Annotated in this window: 14 protein-coding genes; 6 read left to right on the forward strand and 8 right to left on the reverse strand. The window is 70.3% G+C overall.

Annotated elements, in window-relative coordinates:
- Nucleotides 1–124: 124 nt before the first annotated feature.
- Both ACFWYW_RS44500 and ACFWYW_RS44505 read right to left on the reverse strand, forming a co-directional pair.
- Nucleotides 125–463, reverse strand: a complete 339-nt coding sequence (locus tag ACFWYW_RS44500) for an efflux RND transporter permease subunit (RefSeq protein ID WP_379611037.1) — start codon at nt 461–463, stop codon at nt 125–127.
- Nucleotides 460–1599 (reverse strand): 8-amino-7-oxononanoate synthase, encoded by a 1140-nt coding sequence (locus ACFWYW_RS44505; protein ID WP_379611039.1) that lies wholly within the window; start codon nt 1597–1599, stop codon nt 460–462. Before ACFWYW_RS44505 ends, ACFWYW_RS44500 begins: the two co-directional genes overlap by 4 nt.
- Nucleotides 1600–1721: 122 nt before the next feature.
- Here ACFWYW_RS44505 and bioB point away from each other — a divergent pair, with 122 nt between their 5' ends.
- The 3 genes from bioB to bioD are packed head-to-tail and all read left to right on the forward strand — an operon-like array spanning nt 1722 to nt 4889.
- Entirely contained in the window at nt 1722–2804 is a 1083-nt protein-coding gene (gene bioB / locus ACFWYW_RS44510; RefSeq protein ID WP_379611040.1) for a biotin synthase BioB, read from the forward strand.
- Nucleotides 2797–4101, forward strand: a complete 1305-nt coding sequence (locus tag ACFWYW_RS44515; protein WP_379611042.1) for an adenosylmethionine--8-amino-7-oxononanoate transaminase — start codon at nt 2797–2799, stop codon at nt 4099–4101. Before bioB ends, ACFWYW_RS44515 begins: the two co-directional genes overlap by 8 nt.
- 17 nt (nt 4102–4118) lie before the next feature.
- A complete protein-coding gene (gene bioD, locus ACFWYW_RS44520; RefSeq protein WP_379611043.1) occupies nt 4119–4889 on the forward strand; it encodes a dethiobiotin synthase in 771 nt (256 codons plus the stop codon).
- Here the strand turns inward: bioD and ACFWYW_RS44525 are convergent.
- The 3 genes from ACFWYW_RS44525 to ACFWYW_RS44535 all read right to left on the reverse strand — a co-directional run bounded on the left by ACFWYW_RS44525 (nt 4868) and on the right by ACFWYW_RS44535 (nt 7514).
- Nucleotides 4868–6088, reverse strand: coding sequence for a cytochrome P450 (locus tag ACFWYW_RS44525; RefSeq protein WP_379611044.1), 1221 nt, complete (start codon nt 6086–6088; stop codon nt 4868–4870). The genes bioD and ACFWYW_RS44525 overlap by 22 nt on opposite strands.
- Before the next feature lie 48 nt (nt 6089–6136).
- Nucleotides 6137–6715, reverse strand: a complete 579-nt coding sequence (locus ACFWYW_RS44530) for a TetR/AcrR family transcriptional regulator (protein ID WP_379611045.1) — start codon at nt 6713–6715, stop codon at nt 6137–6139.
- Between the two features lie 70 nt (nt 6716–6785).
- On the reverse strand, nt 6786–7514 hold the full coding sequence (locus ACFWYW_RS44535; RefSeq protein WP_379611047.1) for a zinc-binding dehydrogenase: 729 nt from the start codon (nt 7512–7514) through the stop codon (nt 6786–6788).
- Between the two features lie 148 nt (nt 7515–7662).
- Between ACFWYW_RS44535 and ACFWYW_RS44540 the strand changes: the two genes are divergently transcribed.
- The 3 genes from ACFWYW_RS44540 (at nt 7663) to ACFWYW_RS44550 (ending at nt 8692) form a co-directional block, all read left to right on the forward strand.
- Complete coding sequence (locus ACFWYW_RS44540; protein WP_379611048.1) at nt 7663–7896, forward strand: DUF4235 domain-containing protein; 234 nt, start codon at nt 7663–7665, stop codon at nt 7894–7896.
- 126 nt (nt 7897–8022) lie between these two features.
- Nucleotides 8023–8157: a Rieske 2Fe-2S domain-containing protein gene (locus tag ACFWYW_RS44545; protein WP_379611049.1), complete on the forward strand. Its 135-nt coding sequence runs from the start codon at nt 8023–8025 to the stop codon at nt 8155–8157.
- Nucleotides 8158–8476: 319 nt separating this feature from the next.
- Nucleotides 8477–8692, forward strand: a complete 216-nt coding sequence (locus ACFWYW_RS44550; RefSeq protein ID WP_379611050.1) for a hypothetical protein — start codon at nt 8477–8479, stop codon at nt 8690–8692.
- A gap of 226 nt (nt 8693–8918) precedes the next feature.
- Here ACFWYW_RS44550 and ACFWYW_RS44555 read toward each other — a convergent pair whose 3' ends face one another.
- The 3 genes from ACFWYW_RS44555 to ACFWYW_RS44565 all read right to left on the reverse strand — a co-directional run bounded on the left by ACFWYW_RS44555 (nt 8919) and on the right by ACFWYW_RS44565 (nt 10828).
- Complete coding sequence (locus ACFWYW_RS44555; protein ID WP_379611051.1) at nt 8919–9368, reverse strand: DUF4383 domain-containing protein; 450 nt, start codon at nt 9366–9368, stop codon at nt 8919–8921.
- Between the two features lie 773 nt (nt 9369–10141).
- The gene (locus tag ACFWYW_RS44560; protein WP_379611052.1) at nt 10142–10285 is read right to left on the reverse strand and encodes a hypothetical protein; all 144 of its coding nucleotides are present in this window, start codon (nt 10283–10285) and stop codon (nt 10142–10144) included.
- A 174-nt stretch (nt 10286–10459) separates the two neighbouring features.
- Entirely contained in the window at nt 10460–10828 is a 369-nt protein-coding gene (locus tag ACFWYW_RS44565; protein ID WP_379611053.1) for a hypothetical protein, read from the reverse strand.
- Nucleotides 10829–11134: the final 306 nt, after the last annotated feature.

Here is an 11134-nt window from a genome sequence, read left to right on the forward strand (position 1 = left end):
CTTTACCAATGAGGTTACCCAAAGACCGCCCGATGGGGGATCTTGCCCGTCTTTGGAGCCGATCGTTCGATGGGTGCCGAACATTCGTGCACCGCGTGGACGCAGGAGATGCCCGGTTCAGGTCTCAGGCGGTGACCCGGTCTCGCCTGCGCTTGGCGAAGCGTAGGTAGAGCGACGGGGTGACGAAGAGGTTGAGCAGGGTGGAGGTGAACAATCCGCCCAGCACGACGACGGCCAGCGGGTGTTCGATCTCGTGCCCGGGGATGTCCCCCATGATGACGAGCGGCAGCACCGCCAGCCCGGCGGCGAGCGCGGTCATGAGGATCGGCGACAGCCGTTCACGCGCGCCCCACAGATCGGGCTCGGCATGCAGGTGCGCGCAGACGTCCGCCTCCGGCCCTGGCACCACGGCGCACGGGACATCGCCGTGCGACAGTGGTACCGGTTCGGCCTGCGGCTTCATCGTGGAGCTGTTCGGATGATCACGTTGGCGGCGTGGTCGATGTCCTGCGGCGTGAGGTCCGCTCGTGCGGACAGCCGCAACCGGGAGATCCCGTCAGGGACCGAGGGCGGGCGAAAGCAGCCGACCATGATTCCGGCGTCCCGGCAGGCGGCGGCCCAGCGCACGGCGGCGTCGGCGTTCTCGGCGCGTACGGACAAGACGCATGCCTCGGGCCGTGGCGTGTCCAGCCCCGCCGAGGCGAGCCTCGCGTGCAGCTCTCGTGCGCTGTTTCTGGCCTTGGACGGGCGGGCGGGTTCGCGGCGCAGCAGACGGAGCCCCTCCAACGCGGCTGCGGTCGGCGCGGGGGCGAGGCCGGTGTCGAAGATGAACGTCCTGGCGGTGTTGATCAGGTGGTCGATGACACGGGCCGGGCCCAGCACCGCTCCACCTTGGCTGCCCAGCGCTTTGGACAGCGTGATCGTACAGACGATGTCAGGTGCGTCGGCGAGCCCCGCCGCGGCCACCGCGCCACGCCCGCCCGTCCCCAGCACGCCGAATCCGTGCGCGTCGTCCACGATGACAGCAGCTCCGGCCGCACGTCCGGCCTCGGCCAGGTCGGTCAGCGGCATGGCATCGCCGTCCACGGAGAAGACCGATTCGGTCAACACGACGGCGCGGCCATCATGGTTGTCGAGGGCCTTGGCCGCCGCGGCGGGGTCGGCGTGGGGGACGACGACGGTTTCCGCGCGCGACAGCCGGCACCCGTCGATCAGCGACGCGTGGTTGTGGCGGTCGGCGGCGATCAAGACTCCTGGGCCGGTCAGGGCGGTGACGGCGGCCAGGTTCGCCGCGTATCCGGAGGAGAAGACCAGCGCCGCCTCGAAGCCGGTGAAGCCGGCGAGCTCCGCTTCCAGCGCGGTGTGCAGTTCGGTCGTTCCTGTGACGAGCCGCGAGCCTGTGGCCCCGGCTCCCCAGCGCGTGGCCGCCTCGGCGGCGGCGCGCGTGACGTCCGGGTGCCTGGCCAGGCCCAGATAGTCGTTGGAGGCCAGATCAAGCAGCGCCGAGTCGGCGGGCCGTGGGCGTAGGGCGCGGACCAGACCGGCTCGGCGGCGCTGTTCGGTCTGTGCGTCGATCCAGTCGAACGGGTTGGGGCGCATGGCCACGGAATCTAACCCGGGAACGAGCGAGGCCGCGGTAAGGCCGTTCTACAAGATTCCCCGAACGACCTTGTCCGGATCGCCCATCGGGCGCCGCCGGCGGCCTGGCGGAGGATCGAGGCATGGAACTGCTGAGCACGCTGGTGGACAAGGGGCTGCGCGGGCAGACGCCGACGCGTGAGGAGGCCCTGGCCGTACTGACGACCTCCGACGACGAACTGCTCGATGTGGTGGCCGCGGCCGGGAAAGTGCGGCGGAAGTGGTTCGGCCGCCGGGTCAAGCTCAACTATCTCGTCAACCTGAAGTCGGGCCTGTGTCCCGAGGACTGCTCGTACTGCTCGCAGCGGCTGGGCTCGAAGGCCGAGATCCTCACCTACACCTGGCTAAAGCCGCACGAGGCCGCCGCCGCGGCCGAGGCGGGGACGAAAGGCGGCGCCAAGCGTGTATGCCTGGTGGCCAGCGGGCGCGGCCCCACCGACCGGGACGTCGAGCGGGTCGCCGGCACCATCGAGGCGATCAAGGAGCGCAGTCCCGACGTGGAGATCTGCGCCTGCCTCGGGCTGCTGTCGCACCAGCAGGCCGCGCGGCTGCGCGAGGCGGGCGTCCACGCCTACAACCACAACCTCAACACCTCCGAGGAGGAGTACGGCAAGATCTGCACCACGCACGGATTCGCCGACCGCGTGGACACGGTACGGCGTACCCGCGAGGCGGGCATGTCGGCCTGCTCCGGCCTGATCGCCGGGATGGGTGAGGCCGACGCCGACCTGGTGGACGTGGTCTTCGCCCTGCGGGAACTCGACGTTGACTCGGTGCCGGTGAACTTCCTGATCCCCTTCCAGGGAACTCCGCTGTCACAGACGTGGGAGCTCACCCCGCAGCGATGCCTGCGGATCCTGGCGATGGTGCGCTTCGTCTGCCCCGACGTGGAGGTACGCCTCGCCGGGGGCAGGGAGATACACCTGCGCGGCCTGCAACCCCTGGCCCTGCACCTCGTCAACTCGATCTTCCTCGGCGACTATCTGACCAGCGAGGGACAGTCCGGCAAGGCCGACCTGGAGATGATCAAGGACGCGGGCTTCGAGGTCGAGGAACCCGGGTCCGGGACGCTGCCCGAGCACCGCCGTACGCCCGAGTCCGCACGCACCGACCTGGTGGCGTTGCGCCGCCGCGGTGCCGGCACCGACCTGGCGCCCAATGCGTGACCCCCGGCACGTCTCGCGGCTGCTGGAGCTGGACCGGGCACACGTGTGGCACCCCTACGCGCCGATGCCGGGCCGTGAAACTCCGCTGCTGGTGGAATCGGCCTCCGGGGTACGCCTGCGGCTGGCCGAGCCGGTCGAGGGCCGGACGGAGCTGGTGGACGCGATGTCCTCCTGGTGGACCGCCATCCACGGGTACGGGCACCCCGTCCTGGACGCCGCGGTACGCGACCAGGTGAGCCGGATGAGTCACGTCATGTTCGGCGGTCTCACCCACGAACCCGCGATCCGCCTGGCCACCCGCCTCGCGGAGATCACCCCGGATTCGCTGGAACACGTCTTCCTGGTCGACTCGGGCTCGGTCGCGGTCGAGGTGGCGGTCAAGATGTGCCTGCAGTACTGGCGCTCGCTCGGCCACCCGGACAAGCGGCGGTTGCTGACCTGGCGCGGCGGCTACCACGGCGACACCTTCCAGCCGATGTCCGTGTGCGACCCCGAGGGCGGCATGCACTCCTTGTGGACCGGCGTGCTGCCGCGGCAGATCTTCGCCGACGCCCCGCCCTCGGGCTTCGACGCCGCGCCCGACCCCGCCTACACCGCGCACCTGGCCGAGCTGATCGAACGGCACGCGCACGAGGTGGCGGCCGTCATCGTCGAACCGGTGGTGCAGAACGCGGGCGGCATGCGCTTCCTGTCACCCGGCTACCTGCGCGTTCTGCGCGAGCTGTGCGACGAGCACCGGGTCCTTCTCGTGTTCGACGAGATCGCCACCGGCTTCGGCAGGACCGGCGCGCTGTTCGCCGCCGATCACGAGGGCGTCGCCCCGGACGTGATGTGCCTGGGCAAGGCGCTCACCGGCGGCTACCTCAGCATGGCGGCCACCGTGTGCACGCCGGAGGTGGCGTACGGCATCGGCCGCGGCGACTTCCCCGTGCTCGCCCACGGCCCCACGTACATGGGCAATCCGCTCGCCGCTGCCGTCGCGGGGGCATCGCTGGACCTCCTGATGGACGACGGGTGGGAGCGCCAGGTCAAGCGGATCGAGACGGGACTGCGGTCCGGGCTGGCCGGCGCGCGCGGTCTGGGCGGGGTGCGCGACGTCCGCGTGCTCGGGGCCATCGGCGTCATCCAGCTCGACCACGACGTCGACAGGGTCGCCGCCACCCGCGCCGCCGCGCGTCACGGCGTGTGGATACGTCCCTTCAGGGATCTCGTCTACACGATGCCGCCGTACGTCATCGACGACGCCGACCTCGCTCGCGTCACCACCGCGATGGTCGCCGCCGCCGCGGCCGGCTGACCAGGGAGAGCGTCCGCATGCGTGTTCTGATCATCACCGGTACCGGCACGGAGATCGGCAAGACCGTGGTCACCGCGGCCGTCGCGGCGCTGGCGGTCGCTTCGGGCCGCCGCGTCGCCGTGCTGAAACCGGCTCAGACCGGTCTGGCCCCCGGCGAGCCGTGCGACGTGGACGAGGTCGCCCGGCTGGCCGGTCCCGTCACCCGCAGCGAACTGGCCCGCTACCCCGAGCCGCTCGCGCCGGCCACCGCCGCCCGAAGGAGCGGCCTCGCTCCGGTACGCCCCCGCCGGGCCGCGGAGGAGGCCGCCCGGCTCGCGGACGGCCATGACCTCGTCCTGGTCGAAGGCGCGGGCGGGCTTCTTGTGCGCTACGACCCGGACGGCGGCACCATCGCCGACGTCCCCGCCGCGCTGCGCGGCCTCGGCGTGGACGTCTCCGTCCTGCTCGTCACCACCGCCGGGCTGGGCACCCTCAACACCACCGCGCTGACCGCGGAGGCGCTGCGCACCCGTGGCCTCCCTCTGGACGGCCTGGTCATCGGCAGCTGGCCCACCGCCCCCGACCTGGCCACCCGCTGCAACCTGACCGATCTGCCGGCCGTAGCGAACGCACCTCTCCTGGGGGCCCTGCCAGAACGCAGCGCGAAACACGACCGCGAAGCGTTCCTCTCCACGGCCCGCGCCTGCCTCGCCCCGGAACTCGGCGGCACGTGGAGCCACCCCGAATTCCTTGCCCGACATCTGCTCGTCCGGCGGGAGTCGTGCGGTCAGGCGGCGACCGGCAGGTAGGAGAAGCCGCGGATCGACGCCGACGATCGCCGTCGTGGCTCGCCCGTCCGACGCAGCCGGGGCAGCCGGTCGGCGAGAGCCCGCAGGGCGATCTCTCCTTCGATACGGGCGAGCTGAGCCCCCAGGCAGTAGTGGACCCCGCTGGAGAAGGCGAAGTGCTCGGGGCCGCCGGTACGCGTGATGTCGAACGTGTCCGGTTCGGCGTAGACCTCCGGATCGCGGTTGGCCGCGGCCAGGATCGTCAGCACCTGCGTGTCCTTGCGCAGCACCCTGCCGCCCAGCTCAACGTCATCCTGGGCGACGCGCCCGGTGACCGGCACGGGCGGGTCGTACCGGAGGATCTCCTCCACCGTCCCGGCCGCCAGTTCCGGGTTCTCCCGCAGTGTCCGCCACTGTTCCGGACGGCGCGCGAGCTGGTACACGCCGTTGCCGATCAGGTTCACCGTCGTCTCGAATCCGGCGATGAGCAGCAGCAGGCAGGTGGAGATCACCTCTCCGACGGTGACCTGCTCGCCGTCGACGGCGTTGACCAGCACACTGATCACGTCGCCGCCCGGCTCTCGCCTGCGCTCGTTCATCAGCTCGGTGAACAGCTGGGTCATCGCCGCAAGGGCCGCTTCCCACTCGGCCCACTGGCGCGCGGTCAGCTGCCCGTCCAGCGCCAGCCCGGTGAGCGTGCCGTAACGGGCGAACTCCCCGCGCCGGTTCTCGGGGATGCCGAGCAGCTCGCTGATCACCGTGATCGGCAACGGCGTCGCGAACTCCCCGATCAGGTCGAACGGCCCGCCATCGATCCGGTCCAGCAGGCGCGCCGTGGCCTCTTCTATCCGGGGCCGGTACTCATTGATCAGCTTGGGGCGGAAGGCGGGCGCGACCAGGCGCCGCAGCCGGCTGTGGTCCGGCGGGTCCAGCTCCAGCAGTGAGGGCGCCAGCCCCAGAGGAAGTTGCTGCTCGCTCGGCAACCGGCCCGCGGAGTCCCGCATCCCGAAGCCCTGCCCGCGCAACACCCGGCTGCACAGTTCGTAGGACGTAACCGCCGCATAACCCATCACGCTCCGGTAGACCGGTCCGTGTCGTCGGATCCTGCCGTAGACCGGCCACGGATCCGCCCTCGGCACGTACAACTGAGCGACGTGATCGCCGCAGGCCGCCAGCGTGCGGGTCGCCGCGCGGACGGCCAGACCTCTGATCGCGGACATGCTTCCTCCTCGATGAGTGGTGCTTCGGTACGGCGGAGCCCGCGGCCTCTACGACGGCGTGACGCCGATGCCGCCCAGCAGAGTCGCCATCACCAGGCCCGGCGCGTCCAGCGGAGCCAGCCGTCCCAGCGAGATCGCTTCCCAGGCGCTGTAGATGAGGCCGTTGAAGGTGAGGTTGGCCCACCACATGGGCACCTCGGCGCGAAAGATCCCGGCCTGCTGACCGCGCCGGATCAGCTCGTCGAGCGGCTCGTCTATGGCCGCGACCCGGGCCACGAGTTCCTCGTCCAGGTCCAGCGACGGCTGCCGCACCAGGAACTCGATCCGCGGGCCGAGCGGGATCACCAGGGTGACCAGTCGGCGCAGCGCGTCGAGCACCTGATCGCCGGGAACGTCCAGTTGTGCCTCGGCGATGGCTTTGTCCAGGCGATCGACCGCGTCATGGGCGACCGCGACCAGCATCGCCTGACGGGTCGGATAGCGCTTGGTCAACGTGGTCCGTCCCACCCCCGCGGCCACCGCGACGTCAGCCATGGAGGCGGACGGGTTGGACAGGAGCACCTCGGTCGCGACGTCCAAGATCGACTGCCTCGTCCGGTACGCGCGCGGCCCTTCACGACCTCTCATGCCCGCAAGTGTACAACGATGTCCTCATACGAACGCAAGAGTCCCTTGGCGGAGTCCGCAGTACGTCCTCTCAGGGCAGGAGCAAGGTCTTGCCGATGATCTCGCGGGCGGCCATCGCGGCGTGCGCGTCGGCGGCGCGCTCCAGCGGCAAGGCCTGCCCGATGACCGCCCTGATTCGTCCTGTCGCCAGGTCGGAGAGCGCCTGGTCGGCCAGCCGCCTCCAATCGCCTGGGGCGATCTCATCCTCGACACCGCGCAAGACGACCCCGCGACGCTCCACTTCGTGCGCATCGAGGTCGGCGACGGCCCCGCTGGCCGCTCCGTAGGAGAAGAACCGCCCGCCATCGGTGGTCACGTCAAAGGCGGCCCGGCCGAGTTGCCCGCCCGCGCCGTCGAACACCACGTCCACGCCTGCGCTGGCGGTCGCCTCACGCACCCGCTCCGCCCACTCGGGTTCGGAATAGTCGACCGCCACATCCGCGCCCATCTCACGAACATGGCGCAGCTTCCGTTCGCCGCGGGCGGCGCCGATCACGTGGGCGCCGGCCGCGTGGGCCAGCTGCACCAGCCACACGCCGAGGCTGCCGGCCGCCGCGTTCACCAGCACCCGCTCTCCTGGTCGCAGGACGGCCTTCTCGGCCAGGCTCAAGGCCATCAGGCCGTCGTGCAAACCCGCCAGAGCTTCCGGCAGGTCCAGCTTCTCCGGTACCGCGTACACCTCACTGACCGGTGCCGCGGCGCGCTCCGCGCACCCCCCGCCGGCATACTCGCCCTCCTGGGCGGTTCGATGGGCGAGCATGTGACGCGGTCCGACGTCGACTTTCTGAGACCACCCGTCTGATCTCGCGCGCCCGCGAGAAGATCCAGGCCATCCATCGGCAGATGACCACAGAGATCCGGTACGGCAGGCCGACTGGGCCTGATCTGGCTGGGTATGCGAGACCGTCATGAAACAAGTCATCGCGAAGCCGGTGCGGATCGCCGGCGGTGTACTCGGCGGTCTGATCGCCGGCACGGTGTTCAAACACGTCTGGAAGCTCGCCTCCGGCAAGGACGAGCCGCCCGAGGCGGACTCGACCCGCTACGGCTGGGGCGAGGTGCTGGTGGCCGCAGCCCTGCAGGGAGCGATCTTCGGCGTGGTGAAGGCGGCCATCGAGAGAGCGGCGGCGCGGGACGACTGACCCTCGCACCGCGAGGCCGATCCGTCCGGCGTCCCGTACGTCCGCGCGCCGCGGACGCTCCCGAGGTCTATCCACCACCCGCCTGGGCAGGGCCGACGGCGCCCTCCACTCCGTGTCGGCTGCGTCGTGGCCTTCAACGAGGCAGAACGCTCCTGGGAGTGCCCCTGCCACGGCCCACGCTTCGACGTCGACGGCGCCGTGCTGCAGGGACCCGCGGTGAAGGCGTTGCCACCGGTCGAGCTGGACGAATCAACCGGATGAGGTCGTACGGCGCAGTTCACCGCTGATGGGCCGTACGCGCGTGTCCGGAGAAAGCGTTCATGCCGGGCTTCGCGAGTCGGGGATGCGCAGCAGCAGTATGGCTGCTCGAACAGGCCCAGCAGGTGGCCGGGCCGGCCGACGCGAAGGATCATGGCCGGGGGGTTGACCGCCCAGGCTGATCAGCCCGCGCTCGGCATCGGCCACGACCGGTACGGCAGTCGGGGTGCGAGTCCCGGCGCGCGCGATCACTCCCCGCCGGATCGCCGAGAGTCGTGGCCTGGCCGCGTTACCTGACCTGGCTGGAGGGCAGGGTGAGTGCATGCCCAGAAGAGGACCGATCCTGGGGCGGCCCCCCGACATCGCACATACCCGGCTGAGTTCGGTGATTCTGATTTCCCTTGTCGTTCTCACCGCGTTGGCAACGATCGCCGACAGGCCGGGAATCACGGCACTCGCCATTCTCCTGACGATCGCCACCTGCATCGACATGTTCCTGGTGGCGCACCAGCGCAGCAGATCCGCAAGCAGACACTAACGCCACACCAGGTCGACCATGGGTGCGAAGTTACAGCCCCTGCGCGGATACGGCAGGACAGTCTGGCGCATGCGTGCCTTTCACCGCGGCCTGGCCGGTCGTAGCCAGGCTCCCGACAGTGCCGGGTGCTCGCCGCACCGCGAGGGCGAAGCCCGCCGCACGCCCTCACCGGCCTGCGGGCGACGTGCGGCCTCGGGCGTGCACTTGGTACGTGCCGCTTGCCCTGCTAAGGGGCTGTGCGGGTGCCGGTGGCGCGCCGGCCGAGCAGCAGGCCGAGGCCGATCATGCCGAGGCCGAGGATGAGGTGGAGCCAGTTGTCGGCGGCGTTGACAGGGACGAAGTTGAGGTCGCTGGTGGGATTGATGAGCATGCCGTAGATCCACAGAAGCAGGTAGATGATGCCGCCGCCGATGAGGAAGGCGCGGGCGGCGGTGAACGTGCGGGCCATGACGATGCCGGCGATGCCGAAGGCCAGGTGCACGATGTTGTGCAGGATGGAGACCTGGAAGATGCCCAGCAGCAGGGCGTCGGAGTGATGCCCGGCCGCCTGCAACTCGTCGTAGTTGGTGGTGACGCCGGGGATGAAGCCGAGCACGCCGACCAGCAGGAACACGATGCCCACGGCCAAAGCGGCGAGTTGGGCGGGCGTGCGGGCCGTGCGGGTGGGTGAGGTCATGACTGCGCCCCTTTCCATGGGGAGGCCACCTGCCCAGCCCGATCAGGCCGGGCAGACGCACGCGCGGCCCGCGACAGGCGGCCTGAGGCGCTCTGAAAGATCGCGTGACGCAGAAGGCGCGTGCGCCTGTGGTGCTGGCGGACGACCCCGTCGGGCCGTCCGCTGTTACAACTGCCCAGGCCCAGCCCCGCAAACCTACGATTTCACCACCATCTCGGCCCGAGGAATCGACCCTCGGCCGAGGCCGAGTGCCGCAGGGAACACCCGGACGAGACCTGCGTAGTGGCCAAGACCACGCCTCACCGGCCGCCGTCGCGGCGCGACACCGGCTGCGGGAGAAGACGCTGTGGCGCACGCTCTACGAGACCGCTTCCCTGCGCTACGTCAAGCCTGGTCCCGCAGTTGTCGAACACCTCGCGCCGCGCCGCCGTACACACTGACCGCGCAGCTCACCTGGAACATCAAAACCCGGCTACCGCTACACCTCATGCCTCTTCGTCAACAGATGGTCGATCTTCGACGGCCTCTGACTGATATGGCCCGGCCAGGGCGGGGGCGTTGCGAGCCGCGAATGGTGCCCGGAGTTGCTCGCCCCACCGGCACGCTCGGCCTCGGCCGAGCCCACGCGCATGGCGCAGCCGTACCAGATGGCGGCTGGTCATGGGTGAGCAGCCGCCGGTTACGGCCCGGCGTCTCGACATCGAAATCGGACTCCTCCGTGGCCGTGCGTCTGCTGACCGACGCTGACGCGTTCGCCTACGCCGTGTGTGTGATCAGGGCCGGTGCTCGTCGTGGGAGTCCCGATCGCGGGAGGCACCGTGATCGGGGCTGTTGTCCTTCCTGCGGCCTATCCGGAAAGCGATGACGACGGCGATCAATATGCCGATCGCGGAGATGATCCAGCCTGCCGGATCCATGTGACCTCCCGTGAGGATGTCTCCGTGGCACGGCTCGGCGGGCCCGCCGCAGCTCGAACGTTCGAGCGGTGGATCCGCCGAGCGGTTACCCGTGCATGACGGCCCAAACGAGGCCGTCGCCGGCCTTCCGGAAGGGCGCTTCGTGGCCCGTCGGTGGAAGGCCGGCCCGCTCGGCTAGTAGCAGCCCTTTGTGATCTTTGTGAGCCGCTGCGAGGTGCCCTTTCTGAACTTCTTCTTGCCATCGGTGCCGCCGTTGGTGGCCAGGCACTTCGTGTCGGTGCTCAGCGGGCCTTTGAGGTGGACCGTGGCATACACCCGGTGCGAGCAGTGGTTGTTGAAGTAGACCGTGGTGGAGGTGGTGCCGTCCTTCCAGGAGTAGTTGGTCTTCTTCCCGCTGGGCCGTATGCATGTGATGCTCTTGCGCTTGATCTTCTGATCGGTGCTCGTGGAGGCGGTGGCCGGCTGCGCAGCGGCGGCCGGAGCGGGGGTGAACAGCAGTGCTACTGCGGCGGCAACGGCTGGGGTCAGTTTCGCGTACCTCACATTTCCTGCCCTTCTTGTGGTGGGATCGCCGGTCCTTGTCGCGGTAGGACTGCGCGATGGACACGAGACTCGGCCGTGGGGGGGCCGGGGCCGCCCCCCCCCGCCCCCCCCCCGGGGGGGGGTGGGGGGGGGTTGTACAAGAAAGTGGGTGGGGGGGGCGATAGCCCCCCCCCCCCACCCACACCCCCCCCGGGGGGCCCCCGCCCCCGGGGGGGGGGGGGCCCACCTCAAACACCCCCCACCCCCCCCCCGTCTCCCCCGCCCGGCCCGCCCCCGGCGGCGGCACGCGACCCCGGCCCCCTACGC

The organism is Nonomuraea sp. NPDC059023, assembly GCF_042740095.1.
GTDB lineage: Bacteria > Actinomycetota > Actinomycetes > Streptosporangiales > Streptosporangiaceae > Nonomuraea.

Coding starts and splice junctions, on each gene's coding strand:
- ACFWYW_RS44500 (WP_379611037.1), bottom strand. CDS start 463: ATGAAGCCGCAGGCCGAACCGGTACCACTGTCGCACGGCGATGTCCCG.
- bioB (WP_379611040.1), top strand. CDS start 1,722: ATGGAACTGCTGAGCACGCTGGTGGACAAGGGGCTGCGCGGGCAGACG.
- bioD (WP_379611043.1), top strand. CDS start 4,119: ATGCGTGTTCTGATCATCACCGGTACCGGCACGGAGATCGGCAAGACC.
- ACFWYW_RS44555 (WP_379611051.1), bottom strand. CDS start 9,368: ATGACCTCACCCACCCGCACGGCCCGCACGCCCGCCCAACTCGCCGCT.
- ACFWYW_RS44530 (WP_379611045.1), bottom strand. CDS start 6,715: ATGAGAGGTCGTGAAGGGCCGCGCGCGTACCGGACGAGGCAGTCGATC.
- ACFWYW_RS44525 (WP_379611044.1), bottom strand. CDS start 6,088: ATGTCCGCGATCAGAGGTCTGGCCGTCCGCGCGGCGACCCGCACGCTG.
- ACFWYW_RS44560 (WP_379611052.1), bottom strand. CDS start 10,285: ATGGATCCGGCAGGCTGGATCATCTCCGCGATCGGCATATTGATCGCC.
- ACFWYW_RS44540 (WP_379611048.1), top strand. CDS start 7,663: ATGAAACAAGTCATCGCGAAGCCGGTGCGGATCGCCGGCGGTGTACTC.
- ACFWYW_RS44505 (WP_379611039.1), bottom strand. CDS start 1,599: ATGCGCCCCAACCCGTTCGACTGGATCGACGCACAGACCGAACAGCGC.
- ACFWYW_RS44515 (WP_379611042.1), top strand. CDS start 2,797: ATGCGTGACCCCCGGCACGTCTCGCGGCTGCTGGAGCTGGACCGGGCA.
- ACFWYW_RS44550 (WP_379611050.1), top strand. CDS start 8,477: ATGCCCAGAAGAGGACCGATCCTGGGGCGGCCCCCCGACATCGCACAT.
- ACFWYW_RS44535 (WP_379611047.1), bottom strand. CDS start 7,514: ATGCTCGCCCATCGAACCGCCCAGGAGGGCGAGTATGCCGGCGGGGGG.